The organism is Acidilutibacter cellobiosedens (assembly GCF_004103715.1).
Taxonomy (GTDB): Bacteria; Bacillota; Clostridia; order Tissierellales; family Acidilutibacteraceae; genus Acidilutibacter; species Acidilutibacter cellobiosedens.
The window spans coordinates 2,828,487-2,846,737 of sequence record NZ_CP035282.1 but is presented as its reverse complement, the minus strand read 5'-3'; the positions used below and the strand labels follow the sequence as shown (position 1 = coordinate 2,846,737).

Genomic DNA, 18,251 nt, shown 5'->3' with positions numbered 1-18,251 from the left:
ATATGATGACGTTTTTTCCTGTGCCTTATGAGGATGAAGTATTATACAGCGTCCTTGCAAGATACCATGTGCGGAGTGGAAATATAAGTTATAAGGCGACAATAAGAGACCTATTTGGGTCAACTTTCGTAACAGCGGTGATGGACTTGCCTTCCAATATACATAACCTCGTCAATAATATGCCCCTTAATTCCAGGTATACTGAAGAATATCTTATTAAAAGGCATACACTTCTTCCATTCTATTCTGCTTTCTTACCTCCTGAGCGTGCAGAACAAGTTTTTCAATCAATGAAAGGGGAAAATGGAGGAAGCATATACAGCCGGACTGGAATTATGGCCAGTTCTATAGTATTAAACCAGTATTTTAAGTTTTGTCCTATCTGCGCTAAAGAAGATAAGTTTCAGTACGGAGAGTTATACTGGCATAGAGTTCATCAAATACCAGGGGTACTAGTATGCCTAAAACATTATGTTCCTTTATATAATAGCCTGGTACTGGTCAGGGGATATAACAAATACCAATATAAGGCTGCTAGCGAAGAGAACTGTGTAAAGCCAGATATTGATGTGATATACGCTGCTGATGTTTTTGAAAAACTGGTTAGGCTTGCAGAGGATGCTCAGATTTTACTTAACAGTGATTTTGAAAAGAGAAATATAGAATGGTATAAAGAGCAGTATCTTGCAAAGATGATAGAAATGGGATTTGCAACTTCAAACGGAAAAGTGCATCAAAAGGAGTTTATAAAAGAGTTTGTTAATTATTACGGTGAAGAATTTTTAGAAATTGTTCAGTCTAGGGTTGATGTCGATAACGATTCAAATTGGCTGATGGATATGTTAAGGAAGAAAAACAAGACTGCTCATCCTATCAGACATTTGCTTTTGTCCCGTTTTCTTGGAATTTCTCTTCCTGATTTATTTTATAAAAAGATGGAATATAAACCATTTGGGGATGGACCGTGGCCTTGTTTGAATGCAGCGGCAGACCATTATCTGAAACCAGTTGTTTTTGATTTAAAGGTCTCACACAGTACAGATTCAAAATGTCCTGTTGGGACTTTTTCCTGTGCTTGCGGTTTTGTTTATACCAGAAGTGGGCCAGATGAGTCTGAGGATGCAAGATATAGATTCGGAAGGATAAAAAAGTTTGGACAAGTATGGGAGGAGAAACTCAAAGAATTATTAGACCGAAAGTTGAGTTTAAGAGAAACAGCAAGGTTATTAGGGGTAGACCCTATTACAGTTAAGAAGTATGCTAAGAAACTTGGATTAACGACTTACTGGGGAAAGCGGAGTGAGGCTGATGTTGTATATGATAATGAAAAAAGCAGTTATTCTTCAAAGAACTTGGATGATAAGGATTACTACAGAAAAAGGTGGAATGAATTAAGAAAGCAATATCCAGAGATGGGAAAAACGCAATTACGGCAGGTTGATAAGGCTTTATTTGCCTGGCTTTATAGAAATGACAGGGAATGGCTAAACCAGAACTCACCTGATAAAAAAGTGTCTAATACTGTAAAAAGCAGAGTTGATTGGAATCAAAGAGATAATGAGATATTGTCTCAGATAAAAGAAATAGTTGATAAGATGCTGAATTCGGACGAAAAGCCTGAAAGGATTACTATTAGTCTAATTGGTAGTAAATTAGGTATAAGAGGCTTGCTTGGAAAGCATTTAGATAAACTTCCAAAGACAAAAGCATACCTGGATTCTGTTAAGGAGACCAATCATGACTTCAGGTTAAGAAGGTTTCGCTGGGCAGTTAAGGAATTAGAGAAAGAAGGAGAGGAACTGCAAATGTGGAAGATAATCAGGAAGGCGGGGATTAGGGAGGAATATAAATTTGAATTAAGTAAAATATTTGTTGAGTAAATAGTTACAAAAGCGACAAACATGATTATATACTTTATAGATGTGCTAATATTTTAGTTGATAGAATTATAAAATCTTCAAGGAAAATAAGGGCTAATGTCGAAATATTAATTATAAAGATGTACAAGATAAAATGATAAACTTTCTTTGAAAAGAAGGTGATTTAAGAATGCATAACTATGAAAAACTATTAAATAAAATTAGAAATAATGAAGTAGTTCTTTGGGTTGGAGCAGGATTCTCAAAATACGCAGGAGTGCCGATGGGAGCAGAATTAGTACAAAAAATTAAATCAAGTGCGACACAAAGTGAAAAGGAACTACTAAGTCATTATAACACTTTACCAGAAGTAGCAGAAGAATTTGTCAAAATGCGTAATAATAAAAAAACAGAGTTATTTTCAATAATCAAAAATGCTTTGCAAGTAGACATTAATGTTTCAGATTTATATGTACATAATTCATTAAAAAACATACCCCAAATACAAACAATTATTACAACAAATTTTGATGATTTATTTGAAAGAGCATATGGAAATGATATAGAGGTAATTATTAGAGATGAGTCTATTGCTACAGCATTTTCATCGATTAATTCTGATAAAGTTAAGTTATTTAAAATACATTCTGATTTTACTAATCCAGATTTAATCATAATAACAAAATCGGATTATTTAAAGTTTTTTGATAGTGATATATTTAGGCCATTATGGACAGAGATAAAATCTATTATTGCAAAGAAATCGATTTTTTTTGTGGGATATTCTTTGGAAGACCCTAATATCCAATTTATTTTTGATAAGATAATTGATAAGTTGGGACAATTTGGTAATGAATGTTTTTTAGCAATACCACAATTACCTGAATATAAACAGGCTTATTTAGCAACAAAAAATATATCCTATATACCGATGTCTGCGGAAGAAATTATTCCTAAATTGGAAAAGGATATTAAAGACAAATTAATTGAAGATTGTAGTAAAGGTTTAGTACAATTTCAAAAAGTTAAAAAAGTTTTTGAAAAAGAAGGAGTAAAATTAGATTTCCAAATTTTCGGACAGTATCCATATTTATCTTCCATAGGTTTATTAAATGGTAATTCAGATAATGTTAATATGAACTTAAGCATTAGATTTGAAAGTAATAAAAAAGACGAAGAGTATATTGATATAATGAAAAAATTATATGAATTTTTGAATGGTAAAAGTTTTGAACCTATTACTATACCTGGTGAATTTATTAAAGAAATAGATAGTAAAATTAATGGCTATAGCATAAATTCGGTTCCACAATGTTTACAGATAACTAATAGTTTACATTTAATACCTCATCCAGAGGAAGAGTATGTAGGACACCTATATTTTCAAGACGTAGATGAACCTGAAAATGTCATATTTAAAAGATATGTTTCTAAGTTTTTAATACAAACTGAAATAAATCATAAAAGTTTTAGAATAATATTCAAGTTTTTACTAAAAAGTATAGACGAGCATCATTGCATAATTGAAGATAAAAAAATTAATATTCAATGGTTAAAACCATCAGATATATATGAAGGAAGTAAGGTTTCAAAGTTGCTTTTAAAGTGGTTTAATGGAGAAAAAGTATCACTATATAGAGCAGATGATTACAGTATTCATTTTGATTTGCCTGACATATCGATTGAAAAAGATAATTTGAAAGAATTTATTGAATCGTTTAAACTGCAAGAATTTGCTTACTCGAACCTCATAAAAATACAAAAATATTTTCATGTTAATTTTAACGTGCCAGATAAAATATCATATGATGATATCGATATAATTAATAGGCTAGGTAATATCATTCAAAACAATGGTAAATTGTATATTGAGGAATTGCCAGTTGAAGATGAAAAGATAATTGCTTTATATAATAAAGAAAATAGCGATGCATTTGAATTTGATATAGAAGGTGAAGAGGAAGAAACTATAGAACTCTTTGGAACTGAATTAACATTAGGTCGCCCACATATTCATTGTGATGACGCTTATATAGAGACTAAAAATATAGTGTTAGATGAAAAAGAAAAGAACTTCACAGTAATAAAAAGTAAATCAGGAAACCTATTTATTGAGTATAAACAAAATAAATAAATATTACTTAAACAGATAAGAAACTTTACATTTACTACGAAGAATTGATGAGGGCTTTATTTTGCATAGTGGACTTTCAAGTTACAGTTGTTTATATAGAATAACGGATATAAAATGCTTATTTCCTTATCCCAAGTCTTCTTGACCTTAACTATGTATAATTCAAATAAAGTTGACTCCATTAAAATAAAGTTCGCTCCATAAAAATAAAGTCCGTTCCAAAATCCCGTAGCAGATGCAGGAGAAATCTTCATTTGCTGCGGGGTTTGTTTTCTGTAAGAAAGGGTTAAGGGGTAAGTAATAAGGCTAAAGGTATTGATTTTAAAGGAATTGAAAACGATATGTTGATTGAAATAACACTGAAATAAGACAATAGAAAATGCAACCTTATACCTTTTTCCTTTCACCTTATCCCTATTTGGAACCGACTTTATTTTAAAAATTACTACAAGAATTAAGGAATAAATGTTATTAAATGGAATGAAAATATGGAATTTTTGAACCGACTTTATTATATGGAAAGAATTAGGAAAATGGGCATAAGGCGAGAAGGGATAAGGGTTTGAGGGATTTCGGTTTGGAGCGGAGTTTATTTTAAATATACATTTACTCTATAATAATGAACTTTGTGAAACCTCGCAGTAGATACAGAATAATTTCTGATTTGTTGCGGGGTTTTTATCAAAATTTGCGGAGTATCACTTAAGCCAACTATGCTTTATCCTGGTACTATTTTATATCAAGATTATGATAAGTTTAATAAACTATATGGAACTAGAAAAATTGAAACAGTATTTTGGAATAAAGTTCATGCATACCCTATGCATTTATCTTATGATCAAGCAAAATATCTTTCTTTATTAGTTGAAAGGCTTCTTAACAATTATGAAAAGTATGATGTTTGTAGAAAAACAACTATTGGATATAATAACATATCTGAAAAAGAATACTTGAGCCTCCTTTTAAAGGGAGACGATTATTATAACTTGAGATTTATTATTGATGATAATGTTTTTAAAATGATTCGGGAAATAGAACAATAATAATTCCAGTGTATGAAATAGATAGTATTGAGATAATACTATACTAATTAATTAGGAGATGATAGATTTGTTGTATAAGCTTTCGGATTATATTAAGGAAAGTACAGAAACTGGAGTAGGATTAGCATTAAAGTATACTGATGAAAAATATTTATTTTTCTTACCGGGTAAAAAGTATGAGAATATGAAAAATAATATTTTTTATGCAGGGATTGGAGGTCATTTAGAGGAAGGGGAGGATTTTGTTACTTGTGCGAAACGAGAAGTTAAGGAAGAATTAGAGGCTGATATACAACTAATTTCATCTGAAAAAACGTGGTATATGCATAGTGATGGTAAAATAGAGAATGTTGAAGTGGAGGATAATGTAAAACCTCTTGCGTTATATGATATGATTCATGCAGAAGGAACTCCAAAAGCAGGACAATTGTATAAAATAATAATATTTAATGCAAGATTAAGTACAGAGCCTAAAAACCTTCAAAAATATGAAGTTGGAGGAGTGATTGCTTTAACTAGAGAGCAAGTGGTTAAAAATGTTAGTTATAAGCCTACATTGAGAGAATTAGTAAATAATGGAGCTGATATAGTAGCTGGGTGTAAAAATTTAGATTTTGATAATATATATCTTTACCCCATTGGTACAGCAAAGGCATTAGGGTATATTTTGCAAAAATAAAATTTAGCATTGAAAGGAATGTAGTTTTGTTTTTTAACTCTGCACTGTTGATATGGATTTATAATAAACTTTTATAATATATATAATAAAATGATTAAACTTTATTACAAAGTTACATCAATATAATCCCAACGCATCAAAGGAATATGAATTCAGTGGCAAAAGAGGACTATATAAGACCCAAAAAGGATATTGCTTAAATGCTGATGTAAACGGAGCATTGAATATACTAAAAAAAAGTAGCGTTGTGTGCATAAAAGCACTATACGGTAGTGGCGAAGTGGATACGCCTGTTAGAATAAGGATAGCTTAGACTATAAATCTTCTGTACGAAGCCCCCACTTCTTATAAGTGGGGTGTAGTTCACTAATAATGCATAAAGGGGATATTGCCGATGTATACAATTAAAGTATATAATTTGTGAGAATTAGCAATACCCATAATTATAATATGAAATGTTAGGTTGCAGATGTCAGAGATTCGAAAGCTATGTAAGATTTCTATGATGCTAATCAGTATTTAGGTTAAATAAGTATAATTTTGGAGGGGCAGGTATGACAGATTATATTGGAGATTTAAGGAAACTAATAGGCACAAGACCAATAATTATGTGCGGAGCAAATGTTATTTTACTGAATGATCAAGGTCAAATTTTGTTACATCATCGTATCGACAGAGATTGGTGGGGATTACCAGGTGGAGCGATGGAGTTAGGTGAAAGCTTTGAACAAACGGCTAAGCGTGAAGTATTGGAAGAAGTAGGACTAATATGTAGAGATCTAAAACTTTTTAATGTTTATTCAGGAGAGAAATTATACTATAAATATCCGGACGGGAATGAAGTTTATAATGTTACTGCTACATATATATGTAAAGATTTTTCTGGAGAAATAGTAGTTGATCCGAGTGAAGGTAGAGATGCACGATTTTTCCCGTTGGATAAAATACCATCAAATTTGAGTTCTTCAATTGAAGAAATTGTGGAGGAATTCCTTTCAAAGTATCTGGCTGGAAGTTAGAATTGTCATTCCGTCGGTATGATTTAAGTTGAGCAGCAGTTCCCGTAGTTCTACAATACCGTCGGGGTCTAGTCCATTAATAGGTTCGTCTAAAATGAGAATATCAGGGGTTTTCAACAGTGCCATTCCCAATTTCAATCTTTGGGTCATGCCCAATGAGAAATTTTTTGCCAGTATGTTTTTATAATCCTGTAATCCGACAGTTTTCAGGGTTTGTTTAATCCGGCTGTCATTGTGAATTCCCAACAGGAATGCTTGCGCTTTCATGTTTTCAAATGCGCTCAAATTAAGAAACAATGATGGAGAGTTAATAACTGCAGAAACCTTGCTTTTGTGAGTATTAACTTTTCCAACGGAAACCGTTCCGTTATATCTTTGAATAAGTCCTGTCAGAATACGAAACAGGGTCGTTTTACCGGAACCGTTTTTACCAATCAAGCCGTAAATCTCACCTTTCTTAATATAAATTGAAACGTCACGTAAAACCGTGTTTCCGTTGTATTCTTTTTTGATATGCTCTGCTGTTAAAATGTAGTCATTCAAATTATTTTCCTCCAATCAATAGGGTTTGGGTGTAATTCTAAAATCCATGAAGCAATAGAGAATAAGCACAATAACGGCAATGGCTAAAATCGTGATTAAAATGCCTTTCAGCAACGATTTTATCATTCCTTTTTTCCACCTCCTTGACAGTTTCTTTACCGCTTCGGCTTCGTTCAAATTTTGCTTCGCATCGTTAATGGGTAATTTATCGTCCATTGCTTTCAACTCGGCTTTACAGCTATCACAATAAGCAAGATGTTCTTCAACTAATTTTTTGCTATCGTTACTGCAAACGCCATCGTGGTACAACGGCAGTAAATCTCTTATGATTTCACAAGATATTTTCATTTCATTGCCTCCTGTAATTGTTTTTTTGCTCTGTAAAAAATCAGTCTTGCCCAACTATCGGTTTTCTCAAATAATTCACCGATTTGAGAAAATGGCAGTTCTCCAAACACCCGTAAAGTAAAGACCTCTTTGTATGGCTCATTCAGATTATGAAGGAGAACGTGTAACCGCCTTGCCGTGTCTTTATCAAGGTAATCTCTTTCTAAATCCGATGTTGTATCCGGGAAATCCACATCTATATCAGGGCTTATCCACTTTTGCTTATTGGAAAGCGAGAAATAAGTATTTTTAGCTATCTGACAAAGCCATACATATAATTTACAGCTTCCGTTGAATTGATTTATATGCCGCATAGCCTTGAAAAAAGTTTCCTGTGTAACTTCTTCCGCAATGGCCCCGTTCCGGCATATGGTCAGCACATATTTATATACGTCGGAAAAGTATTCTGTATATATTTTTTCGAAGTCCCTCACTTTCTCACCTCCCGTCTATAAAGACTTAGATTATATAAAAACGTTTCAAATTTTTTTATTTTCTTTCCATCTTATATTTTCAGATTTACTTGTTTCTTTAGGTACCAGCCATATATGTTCAAAGTGAACCACATCGGAGATACAGTGTTCCTCACAAATTTTTTGTATATGTCATTTGAAAAGTGTCGAAAAAAAAGAGCGAACTTGCCGCCCTTAAATTCCTGTGATTTTTTGGAGTTGTACAGAACAAAAATTTCTGATACATTTTAATGAATAATTCTGTGTGATGCATTAAGAAAATCAACTTAATAATTATCTATTTTGGTTCTATGCTCAATAATATCCGCTGCTTTCCCGACGCCGTCTTCTGCACACAGTTTTTCTCCAATATGTTTAGCATTAGCAATTATTTCTTGGCTATTAATAGCTTGTAAAATAGCCGCAGAAAGGCATTTTGCATCTAATTTTTTTCGTGGTATCGGTTTTGGTCCAACTCCTAATTGATGAACACGATTGCCCCAATAGGGCTGATCTCCTCCAAACGGTACTACAATCGTTGGAACACCCATCCGCAATCCGGTGGCCGTCGTTCCAGCTCCGCCGTGATGAACAACAGCAGCAACATGTTGAAAGAGCCATTCATGGAGAACAAATCCGACTTGATGGATATAGTCGGGTAAATGCTGTTCCTGCAAATTGCCCCATCCGGCAGAAAGAATAGCGCGTTGATTCGTTATTCGAAGACTCTCCAATACAATATCAAGAATTTGTTGAAATGAACCACCGACCATACTGCCAAAGCCAATATAAATTGGCCGGCTTCCTGTTTTCAAAAAGTTAACAAGTGTCTTGTCTGGCTTCCAATCAGTTTTTGAATCACGGACCCAATATCCAGTGATGTGTTTATCGTCATCCCATTCATCAGGTTTTGGTGCAACAATCGGGCTATATGCGTAAAGGGTAGGAATTGGCTTTCCATGTAAATTTCGATAGGGAAAAGAGAAAGGACGTATTTTTGTAAGCCCTAAATTTTTCCGCCAATCGTTTAGCAACCTTCGCGTAGCATGAGTCCAAAGAAAATCCCCGCAGGCAAATGTAAATCTATTATAGACAGGACCAAGAGGTAAACCAGGCGCTGTCATTGCCGGAAATTCTCCTGTCGGGTCTGCCGGAAAAAAGAATACACGAAAGCAAGGGATATTCAAGCTGTCCGCTACATGCCATGCCACAGCACCAAGCAACGAATACAGTATTGCATCCATACCTTTGCAGGCAGAAACCACATCGGAAAGGAACTCGTCTTTTATGGGATTTAATAATGTATCAAGATTATAGAAGTATTGAAATGGGGACACTTGTTCCCCGATCAACAATCGAATTACATCGACAGCATCCCCGGCCAGTGGTGCATATTCAAAGCCTTCTGACCTGATATATTCTTCAAACTTGTGAAATGCTGCTATTCGCACATGATGTCCCCGGCTTTGAAGCCGTTTTCCAAGGGCAATAAAGGGGTTAATATCCCCTTGAGAACCGATAGTTATAATTCCATATTTCATTTTAACTCACATCCTTTCGCTTTGCTCAGGTACAAATTGTAATGAAAACATATGTCAATACGGATTATCCTTGTAAATTGTAACTTTTGATGAGATATGAAAGTACCGAGAGATTCTTTGTGAGCAAGATTACTGTTGCAATAGTTGATTTGAATATGGTCCATGGCATCCTTTTAAACCATTTCGCTGTTTTTTTCAAGTTTTGCGTACATTTTTTCTTGTTGCTTTGTAGTAAATTGAAAGTAGATTTCTGTATTTGAAACGGACTTATGACCAAGCCACCACTGGAGTTCCTTTATGTCCATATCTGATTCGGCCAGGTGAACTGCCGCAGTATGTTTCAGGGTATGAAAGTGATGTTTGCTTTTATCGTCGATTTTAGCAAGCATACAATATTTTTTCATTAAGTAATCAAGAGTTTGCCTCGAAATGGGTTTATTTTTTTGGCTTTTGAAAAGCACTTCGGAGTTAGACGATATATTCGCTTCACTTATATATTTGTCTAAAGCTGCTTTTGTTTTACTATCAAGCCGTATTGTATTATTGCAGCTACCTTTAAGCCTTTTACAGTAAAGTTCCCCTTTCCCAGCATTATAGTCTTGCAGTCTTATTAGGGCTATTTCCGATGCTCTCAGTGCACACCTGTATGCAATCCTAAATATTGCCAAATTTCTTGTGTTATGAATGTTTTTTAAGTTGCTGATTTCCATGAAAAGGTTTCTTGTTTCTTGTTGTGTCAGATATTTTATTCGTCTATTGTAATTTTGCTCCATTGTTTTCCTCCTAAGCATAAAATGGTACAAAATAAATATTTTGTTTAATAAATTATAACATAATATATCTTAAAAACCAACTTTTAATAATTTTTTTACAAATTCAAACAATATATATAACATAATATAAAATAAATGTAATATTAAGTCATATATTGGCGTATTAATAATTCCATATTAAAAAAATTTGCCGATAATTTAAACAAAATATTTATATTGTTTTAATAAATAATATAGCTTTAAAAATTAATTGTCAAAAAACAAAGGCTGAGAATTATTAGACAATTTAAAACTTACTTAGGAGGAATGAAAATTATGGGCAAGAAGTTTAAAATTAAGTATAAATTATTGGTATCATTTATACTTATAGCTTTATTTATTGTAATAATCGGTTGTGTGGGAATTAATAGTATTTATCAGGACAATTTAAGACTTGCAATGATAATATTGACGGGCTTTGGAATTATTCTTTGTATTATACTCGGTTTTATGCTAAATAAAGATATTGTGGCTCCTATGATTCTCACCTCTAAACATTTAAAGATTGTTTCAAATGGAGATTTTACATATCATGTGCCTAAAAAGTATTTGGACAGAAAGGATGAAGTAGGCGATATAGCAAATTCTGTGGAAACGATGCAAAAAGGGTTAATCAGAATAATTAAAGATATTGTGGATACCTCAGGGAATTTAAGTTCGCTAAGTGAGGAACTTTCTTCATCTGTAGAAGAGATTGCAGCAAAGATTGAGACAATAAACGGTTCCACCTCGGAAATAGTAAAAGGTGTTCAAGATTCCAGCTCTTCGGCACAAGAGATAACTGCGTCCGTAGAAGAAGTGAATGCAAGTATTTCACAGCTTTCAGACAGAGCAGTTGAAGGAAATAATCATGCGAGTGACATAAAAGAAAAGGCTTTAAATGTTCAGAAAGAGGCTAAGAAATCCGTAGATAGTACGAAACAAATGAATGAAGAGAAAAAGAAAGCTATTTTAAAAGCAATAGAAGATGGAAGGGTAGTAGATAAAATAAAAATAATGGCAGATACTATTTCAAGTATCTCATCAAAGACTAACCTTCTTGCATTGAATGCATCTATAGAAGCAGCAAGAGCTGGAGAACATGGAAAAGGGTTTGCGGTAGTAGCGGAAGAGATAGGGAAGCTTGCGGAACAGTCTGCACAATCGGTATCGGATATATATGATACTGTGGAAATAGTTAAGAATGCTTTTATTAACTTATCTAACAATGGAAGTGAAATATTAAAATTCATGGAAGAAAACATAAATTTGCATTTAAATTCTTTTGCAGAAACAGGAAGACAATATTATGAAGATGCGGGTTTCTTAAGTGAAATATCAGAAGAAGTTGCTTCTATGACTGAAGAAATTAATGCAACGGTAGAACAAGTAAGTGAAGCTATCCAAGTTATGGCAAATACATCTCAAAAAGTATCGGAGGATACACACGAAATAGAAGACAGTATAAGTGATTCTTCCCAAGGAGTTGAAGAGGTTGCTCAAGTTGCTCAAGAGCAAGCGGAACTTGCACAGAAACTTAATGAAATGGTTAGAAAATTTAAAATGGATTAAAAATTTCAAAATATAAGAGATCAAAAGGACAGTTTTTTTAAAAAACTGTCCTTTTAGGCTGTATATAAAGTTTTTTCTGAGATAATTACAATAAAATTAATTCTTATAACCCATAGGAAAACATATTTTACCTTAATTTATATTTTCCATGGAATGGATTTCAAAAAAGGCCTATTTAACATATTGGTATTTCAATAGAAACCTTTTTTATTAAAAAAATATTGACATATAGGTAGAATTAATGTTTATAATAGAATCAATATAAGAAAAGCTTCTATCAAAGAATTATGAGGAAGCCTTTCTTGAAACCCACTTAACGGGAAATTTATATTAAGGAAATCTTGATTTCCCTATGGGTTATAAGAAAAGCTTCTATCGAAAAATTATATTATAAGAAAGCTTTTCTTGAAACTCATTTACGGAAAGTTCTTTTTAATCAGTATTTTATAAGTGGGAACTTTCTTATTCGTTATAAAAAATATTATTAATATTAGGAGAGAAAAAGAGTTGAAAATAAATTGGAATAGAAATTATACTACAATATCCGTGTATTCTTTTATAGTAATCTGTTGTAGTATTATATTTTACCTTATAATATCACGGATAAGTTCGCTTAGAGTTCATGTATCAAATGCTGTATCAGTGCTTCAGCCGTTTATTATAGGTTTGACGATCGGCTACCTTTTGAATTTTATATTAAAATTTTATGAAAAAAAAGTATTAACCCTTGGAACTTTAAATAAACTGAAACAAAAAAATAAAAGAAGGATAGGTATTTTGCTTACCTATGTTACTACTCTATTGATGTTATATTTATTTATGAATTTTATACTGCCTCAGTTGTCTGCCAGCATTGTAGGTTTAATAAACAATATTCCTTATTATATTGACAAAGGAGACGAGTTATTAAATAATTTAGTCTCACGCTTAAATATAAGAGAGGAATATTTAGATTTCGCAGTTGAAAAATGGAATGAATTTGTAAATTATATTAATAATGTTTCCGACGATTTGGTTCCTATGTTGGGCAATTTATTTAAAACAGCAATATCCGGTATTTGGAATATAATTTTAGGATTGATTATCTCCATTTATGTTTTAATTGATAAGGAAAGGTTTTTTGCTTTAGGGAAAAAAATAGTTTATTCCTTATTTTCAAAAACGGGAGCAATGGAAATCTTAAAGTTATTTTATAGAAGCAATAATATATTTAACAGATTTATAGGCGGAAAGATATTAGATGCATTTATTATAGGAATAATAACATTTATTGTTTTAACAATATTTAAAATGCCTTATGCTGTGTTGATTTCATTTACGGTAGGGATTACAAATGTTATTCCGTTTTTTGGCCCATTTCTTGGGGCTATTCCATCTTTTATAATAATATTTTTTGTTTCGCCAATAAAAGCGCTATGGTTTTTACTTATTATATTAATAATACAACAAACAGATGCCAATCTTATAGAACCTAAAATTTTGGGGGATTCTCTTGGAATATCGGCTTTTTGGATTTTGTTTTCCATTTTGGTAATGGGAAAGGCATTTGGAATAGTAGGAATGATTATAGGAGTTCCTTTATTTACAATAATTTATTCTATAATTAAGGATATTATTGAAGAAAGATTAAAGAAAAAAGATATGCCCACTGAAACATCGCATTACTTATAATTTTTATTTACGGAGGTGTATCGTTGATGATGCTGTTCCTTTATTTGTGGGAATTATGAAAAAGAGGAAGTTTGAGTTTTTATTGGGAATGAACAGGATTGTAAGGCCTTTATATGAAGGACTCAAAGATTATAAAGAGATTGAGGAATATAGTGAAGGTTCGTATTTTATAAATAAGAATTTTAAACCCTTTATATTAAATGATTTAAATTTTAGAGATATAAGGGGAGTGGATAGTAAAGACGTAGTAGATTTTGTGTTGAATGCTCGCATAAATGGATTCAACCAAATTCAGACGAGAGAAAGCATTAAAAACACATTAATCCAAAGAGAAGAGGAAGAAGATTTTATCATTGGGGAAAGAAACGGTAAAATTGTAGCTCAGGCGTGTATCCAGACTTATACTCCTAAGATTAATCAAATCGGAGGTGTTTATACAGTTCAGGATGAAAGAAATAAGGGATATTGTAAAGCAATTGTATCGGAAATATGCAGAAGGATAGTTGAGAGGGGAAAATTGCCGACTCTTTCTGTTGTAAAGAACAATTTACCTGCTGTCAAAGCTTACACTTCATTGGGATTTAAAAATTATGATGACTATCTCCTTGTTAGGTACAAGCAATCGGTTATATAAAAAATTTAATATGCCTGAAAAAAGCAGCAATATAAATATAAATTATAAAAGGTTTAAATTTTATGGCTTATGTATGATTTATATTGATGAAGGGATGAAAAGGAGAAAACTAATATGTTTGATTATAAAACCCTTGAAAATACAAATATTGAAATGCTTTATAAGGGATTTTTAGGGGCATTTTCCGATTATCAAGTTGAAATAGATTTGTCGCTTTTTGATTTTTGCCAATTGTTGCAAAGAAGAGGTTATGTTCCTGGGATTTCGATAGGTGCGTTTAAAGATGAGGAACTGGCAGGTTTTGTTTTGAATGGGCTGAGAAACTGGAGAGGAGAGCAAACTGTCTATGATATAGGAACAGGTGTTATAAGAGAATATAGAAAACAAGGGATAACGAATAATATGCTTCTAAAGGTTAAAGAGTTGTTTAACAAAAAAGATGTGAGCCGATACCTTCTTGAAGTAATCCAATCAAATACGTCAGCAGTACGGATTTATAAAAAACAAGGATTTAAGATTATAAGAAATTTGTTGTGTTTTGAATTGGATAATAAGGATGAGTATGATCATAGTATGGCTTATAAGGTTGAACATGTCAATAGAATTAAATCTAACGAATGGAAATTGATGACGAGTTTTTGGGATTTTATACCATCATGGCAGAATTCTATAGATTCAATCAATGCTGTTTCCGATACATTCGTGTATTCCGTTGTTCGTGTTAATAACACAAAGATAGGTTATGGAATTGTTAGTAAAAAGACAGGAGATATTCCTCAAATAGCAGTAGACAAGAATTATAGACATAAGGGGATTGGAAGAAGTATCATTACGGATTTATTAAAAAATACGGAATCACAAAAAATTAGAATTTTTAATATAGATGAAGATTCTGAATCCATGACCAACTTTATATTTAAATCGGGATTTAAATATAAAGTTGGTCAATATGAAATGGCTTTGAAATTGTAATATTTTAGTCCATATAAGTTATACAATTTAATTTGATGATAATATAAGTTCTTGAAAGATAAAATATCGGAGGGAGTTATATGGAGGATTTCTATGAAACAAAACGTCTTGTATTAAAAATATTAGATAAATCTTATGCAGAATTAGTGTTGGATTATTACATAAGAAACGAATCGTTTTTAGAGGAATGGGAACCTGTAAAAACCCAAGAATTTTACACAAAGAGATATCAAGAAGAACAACTGGAAGGGGAATTAACTAATATAAGGAGAGGAAATTGCCTTAGATTCTGGATTTTTAAGAAGGAAGACAAAAATAGAATAATTGGTTCCGTTAGTTTTAATAATATCGTGAAGGGTTCTTTTTTATCCTGTCATCTTGGATATAAATTAGATAAAGATGAGATTAATCAAGGTTATATTACTGAAGCAATTCAAAAAGCAATTGAAATCATATTTAACGAAAAAGGTCTACATAGAATTGAAGCTAATATTATGCCTAAAAACAAGCGTTCATTAAGGGTAATTCAAAAATTAGGGTTTTACAATGAAGGCATAGCGTATAAATATCTGAGAATAAATGGGAAATGGGAAGATCATATTCATATGGTTTTGTTAAATGGTAAGGTGTAATATTAATTTGAGTAGATTAATGGAGGAACTAATATGCTTAAATATACTATTTGTTTTATAAGACAGGGAGACAATATATTATTGATTAATAGAGAAAAACCAAGTTGGATGGGTAGTTGGAATGGTGTCGGAGGAAAATTGGAGAAGGGAGAAACACCTGAAGAGTGTATATTAAGGGAAGTTCTTGAAGAAACGTCTATAAGACTTCAAAATGTAGAGTATAAAGGAGTGGTGACCTGGGTAAAGGATGGAATCTTTAGCGGAGGTATGTATGCTTTTGTGGCGGATATCCCTAAAAATTTTTCTTATATAACACCAAGAAAAGTAAGGGAAGGGATTCTTGACTGGAAAAATATATCATGGATTCTTGACTCTAAAAATACGGGAGTTGCGTTAAATCTTCCTATGTTTTTGCCTAAGATGCTAAATGAAAATAATAAATATGAACATATATGTGTTTTTGAAGAGGATAGACTATTAAAAGTTAAGTCAATTTCATTAAACAGTAATTATGGATATGGACAAGCAAACTAATTTTTAAACTTAATTGGAGTGTGTGTTTATGAGACTTCATAGGCTTTTGGGAATTATTATGCTTCTTGATGCAAGAGGGGTAATGAAATCGGCTGATTTGGCTAAAATACTTGAAACGTCGGAAAGAAATACGGAAATGGAACAACAGATTAAAAATACCATTATTAAACTTGAAAATAGTGTATCGGAAGAACACAGAAAAGAGATTATTAATGCTAAGGAGAAATTTTTTGTTGATTCAGATCCCTGGTGGGGCAGGGAAAGCGGAAATAAAAATGTGGACATAATTAAAAAGTCTGTAATTGATCTTAGAAAGTTAAAGATAACGTATAGAAAATATGATGGGGAAACATCAGAAAGAATTATAAGACCTTATGGGATAGTGATAAAAAATCTTCAATGGTATGTAGTAGCTTTTTGTGAGACCAAAAAGGATATTAGAACGTTTAAGTGTAATAGGATAGAAAGTATTGAAGTAATAAATGAAAATTTTATTATGCCTTGTGGTTTTTCTTTAGAAAATTTCTGGGAAAAGAACAAAGAGCAGTTTGTAAATCAGTCATTATCTAATGAAGTTTATAATGCATATCCTGTAAAAATTAAATTTTTTGAAAAAATGGAAGCTTTGCTCAAAGGTTTTTTTATACTTTCTCAGAATGAAATAGAGGGATATGAAATTTGTGATGTAGATATGATAAGCTTTGAAACTGCTTGTAATATGCTTTTTACTTTGAGTGATAGGCTGGAAGTTATAGAACCTGTAGAGGTGAGAGAATATATAATCCTAAAAGCTCAAAAAATTTTAAATTTATATAAACCATAATAAATTCCTGACATACAGATGGCAAGAATTATTTGATATAATTGGGTTACTAAATGAATGGAGGGAGATATTATGGAAGGAAAAGCAGTGAAAATCAATGGTTTTAAAGCTGTAGGGCTTACTTATTTTGGAGATAATAGTAATGGAGAAATCCCAAAACTCTGGGATGTATTTAATAAAAGATACAATTATATAAAAAGAAAGAGCCAATCTATGCTGTGTTATGGCATATGTGATGAAGTGGATTCTGAAGGAAAATTTCATTATACCGCTTGTGCAGAAGTAGATAGTTTTGAAGATATACCGGAAGGAATGGAAGGAAAAGTCGTTCCTGAAGGTAAGTATGTCGTATATACTTATTGCGGAGACTTAAAAAATTTAGGTGAATTTTATAACAGCATATTTACAAAATGGATGCCGGATTCAGGCCATGAGATGGATTGCAGACCTCAACTTGAACTGTACGACCATAGATTTATGGAAAATGGAGAATTTGACATATATATGCCAATAAAATAAAATTACTTTAATTTCAAATTATATTAAATAAAAAATTGAAAGGTTCAATGAAAATTAACTTATGGTTATAAATTTTCATTGAACCTTTTTTATAATCCATAGGGAAGCCATATTTGATTTAAAAATATATGTGCATAAAAATAATAAATATTTGAGTTATTATAAATATATTGGTATTCCTTGAAGCAAATCAATGGGAAAGGTCGAAGAATTAATAGAATAAAGTAAAAATATATAATAAGTTTTTATATTTAATAGTAAAGATTTATGTGACATATGACAAAATAATGAATTACTTGACATGAAAAATATTACGTTATAATATTTTATTGGTAATATAAATTTTTTTAAGGAATTGTGCAAATTTATGGAATTAAAAGACGAAATATATTTATATTATTTTGAAAATTCATATATAGAATGAACTCTATTATTGTACTAAGTTA

18 protein-coding genes are annotated in these 18,251 nt (G+C 31.7%); 13 read left to right on the top strand and 5 right to left on the bottom strand.

Translation table 11 applies throughout. From position 1 onward, the window contains the following. Positions 1-2 precede the first annotated feature (2 nt). The 5 genes from EQM13_RS13655 (at position 3) to EQM13_RS13630 (ending at position 6,734) form a co-directional block, all read left to right on the top strand. The gene (locus tag EQM13_RS13655) at positions 3-1,880 is read left to right on the top strand and encodes a TnsD family Tn7-like transposition protein (RefSeq protein WP_128752985.1); all 1,878 of its coding nucleotides are present in this window, start codon (positions 3-5) and stop codon (positions 1,878-1,880) included. Between the two features lie 169 nt (positions 1,881-2,049). Next, positions 2,050-3,993 (top strand): SIR2 family NAD-dependent protein deacylase, encoded by a 1,944-nt coding sequence (locus tag EQM13_RS13650; RefSeq protein WP_128752984.1) that lies wholly within the window; start codon positions 2,050-2,052, stop codon positions 3,991-3,993. A 713-nt stretch (positions 3,994-4,706) separates the two neighbouring features. Then, on the top strand, positions 4,707-5,036 hold the full coding sequence (locus EQM13_RS13645) for a hypothetical protein (protein ID WP_071140902.1): 330 nt from the start codon (positions 4,707-4,709) through the stop codon (positions 5,034-5,036). Between the two features lie 58 nt (positions 5,037-5,094). Further along, complete coding sequence (locus EQM13_RS13640; RefSeq protein WP_114219952.1) at positions 5,095-5,715, top strand: NUDIX hydrolase; 621 nt, start codon at positions 5,095-5,097, stop codon at positions 5,713-5,715. Between the two features lie 554 nt (positions 5,716-6,269). Next, on the top strand, positions 6,270-6,734 hold the full coding sequence (locus EQM13_RS13630; protein ID WP_128752983.1) for an NUDIX hydrolase: 465 nt from the start codon (positions 6,270-6,272) through the stop codon (positions 6,732-6,734). Here EQM13_RS13630 and EQM13_RS13625 read toward each other — a convergent pair. From EQM13_RS13625 to EQM13_RS13605, 5 genes are all read right to left on the bottom strand, one after another. Continuing rightward, the gene (locus EQM13_RS13625; protein WP_161567261.1) at positions 6,711-7,277 is read right to left on the bottom strand and encodes an ATP-binding cassette domain-containing protein; all 567 of its coding nucleotides are present in this window, start codon (positions 7,275-7,277) and stop codon (positions 6,711-6,713) included. The genes EQM13_RS13630 and EQM13_RS13625 overlap by 24 nt on opposite strands. Before the next feature lie 15 nt (positions 7,278-7,292). Continuing rightward, entirely contained in the window at positions 7,293-7,625 is a 333-nt protein-coding gene (locus tag EQM13_RS13620; protein ID WP_071140906.1) for a zf-HC2 domain-containing protein, read from the bottom strand. Continuing rightward, a complete protein-coding gene (locus EQM13_RS13615) occupies positions 7,622-8,098 on the bottom strand; it encodes an RNA polymerase sigma factor (protein ID WP_114219907.1) in 477 nt (158 codons plus the stop codon). The genes EQM13_RS13620 and EQM13_RS13615 overlap by 4 nt, the downstream gene beginning before the upstream one ends. A 305-nt stretch (positions 8,099-8,403) precedes the next feature. Then, entirely contained in the window at positions 8,404-9,657 is a 1,254-nt protein-coding gene (locus tag EQM13_RS13610) for a glycosyltransferase (RefSeq protein ID WP_128752981.1), read from the bottom strand. Between the two features lie 173 nt (positions 9,658-9,830). Next, positions 9,831-10,430, bottom strand: coding sequence for a tyrosine-type recombinase/integrase (locus tag EQM13_RS13605; RefSeq protein WP_071140908.1), 600 nt, complete (start codon positions 10,428-10,430; stop codon positions 9,831-9,833). Positions 10,431-10,745: 315 nt separating this feature from the next. Between EQM13_RS13605 and EQM13_RS13600 the strand changes: the two genes are divergently transcribed. The 8 genes from EQM13_RS13600 to EQM13_RS13565 all read left to right on the top strand — a co-directional run bounded on the left by EQM13_RS13600 (position 10,746) and on the right by EQM13_RS13565 (position 17,805). Then, positions 10,746-12,020, top strand: coding sequence for a methyl-accepting chemotaxis protein (locus EQM13_RS13600; RefSeq protein WP_161567260.1), 1,275 nt, complete (start codon positions 10,746-10,748; stop codon positions 12,018-12,020). Between the two features lie 507 nt (positions 12,021-12,527). Beyond that, entirely contained in the window at positions 12,528-13,691 is a 1,164-nt protein-coding gene (locus tag EQM13_RS13595) for an AI-2E family transporter (protein WP_071140913.1), read from the top strand. A 55-nt stretch (positions 13,692-13,746) separates the two neighbouring features. Further along, entirely contained in the window at positions 13,747-14,325 is a 579-nt protein-coding gene (locus EQM13_RS13590; RefSeq protein ID WP_128752979.1) for a GNAT family N-acetyltransferase, read from the top strand. A 114-nt stretch (positions 14,326-14,439) separates the two neighbouring features. Further along, positions 14,440-15,297, top strand: a complete 858-nt coding sequence (locus EQM13_RS13585; protein WP_128752978.1) for a GNAT family N-acetyltransferase — start codon at positions 14,440-14,442, stop codon at positions 15,295-15,297. Positions 15,298-15,377: 80 nt separating this feature from the next. Beyond that, complete coding sequence (locus EQM13_RS13580; protein ID WP_128752977.1) at positions 15,378-15,929, top strand: GNAT family N-acetyltransferase; 552 nt, start codon at positions 15,378-15,380, stop codon at positions 15,927-15,929. A 33-nt stretch (positions 15,930-15,962) separates the two neighbouring features. Next, positions 15,963-16,463: an NUDIX hydrolase gene (locus EQM13_RS13575; protein ID WP_071140917.1), complete on the top strand. Its 501-nt coding sequence runs from the start codon at positions 15,963-15,965 to the stop codon at positions 16,461-16,463. Between the two features lie 28 nt (positions 16,464-16,491). Then, positions 16,492-17,286: a helix-turn-helix transcriptional regulator gene (locus EQM13_RS13570; protein ID WP_128752976.1), complete on the top strand. Its 795-nt coding sequence runs from the start codon at positions 16,492-16,494 to the stop codon at positions 17,284-17,286. A gap of 72 nt (positions 17,287-17,358) precedes the next feature. Then, a complete protein-coding gene (locus EQM13_RS13565; protein ID WP_128752975.1) occupies positions 17,359-17,805 on the top strand; it encodes a GyrI-like domain-containing protein in 447 nt (148 codons plus the stop codon). Positions 17,806-18,251 lie beyond the last annotated feature (446 nt).

Bases quoted from the DNA above. Each gene is read 5' to 3' on its own strand.
- EQM13_RS13655 (WP_128752985.1), top strand. From the start codon at position 3: ATGATGACGTTTTTTCCTGTGCCTTATGAGGATGAAGTATTATACAGC.
- EQM13_RS13650 (WP_128752984.1), top strand. From the start codon at position 2,050: ATGCATAACTATGAAAAACTATTAAATAAAATTAGAAATAATGAAGTA.
- EQM13_RS13645 (WP_071140902.1), top strand. From the start codon at position 4,707: ATGCTTTATCCTGGTACTATTTTATATCAAGATTATGATAAGTTTAAT.
- EQM13_RS13640 (WP_114219952.1), top strand. From the start codon at position 5,095: ATGATAGATTTGTTGTATAAGCTTTCGGATTATATTAAGGAAAGTACA.
- EQM13_RS13630 (WP_128752983.1), top strand. From the start codon at position 6,270: ATGACAGATTATATTGGAGATTTAAGGAAACTAATAGGCACAAGACCA.
- EQM13_RS13620 (WP_071140906.1), bottom strand. From the start codon at position 7,625: ATGAAAATATCTTGTGAAATCATAAGAGATTTACTGCCGTTGTACCAC.
- EQM13_RS13610 (WP_128752981.1), bottom strand. From the start codon at position 9,657: ATGAAATATGGAATTATAACTATCGGTTCTCAAGGGGATATTAACCCC.
- EQM13_RS13605 (WP_071140908.1), bottom strand. From the start codon at position 10,430: ATGGAGCAAAATTACAATAGACGAATAAAATATCTGACACAACAAGAA.
- EQM13_RS13600 (WP_161567260.1), top strand. From the start codon at position 10,746: ATGGGCAAGAAGTTTAAAATTAAGTATAAATTATTGGTATCATTTATA.
- EQM13_RS13590 (WP_128752979.1), top strand. From the start codon at position 13,747: ATGAAAAAGAGGAAGTTTGAGTTTTTATTGGGAATGAACAGGATTGTA.
- EQM13_RS13585 (WP_128752978.1), top strand. From the start codon at position 14,440: ATGTTTGATTATAAAACCCTTGAAAATACAAATATTGAAATGCTTTAT.
- EQM13_RS13580 (WP_128752977.1), top strand. From the start codon at position 15,378: ATGGAGGATTTCTATGAAACAAAACGTCTTGTATTAAAAATATTAGAT.
- EQM13_RS13575 (WP_071140917.1), top strand. From the start codon at position 15,963: ATGCTTAAATATACTATTTGTTTTATAAGACAGGGAGACAATATATTA.
- EQM13_RS13570 (WP_128752976.1), top strand. From the start codon at position 16,492: ATGAGACTTCATAGGCTTTTGGGAATTATTATGCTTCTTGATGCAAGA.
- EQM13_RS13565 (WP_128752975.1), top strand. From the start codon at position 17,359: ATGGAAGGAAAAGCAGTGAAAATCAATGGTTTTAAAGCTGTAGGGCTT.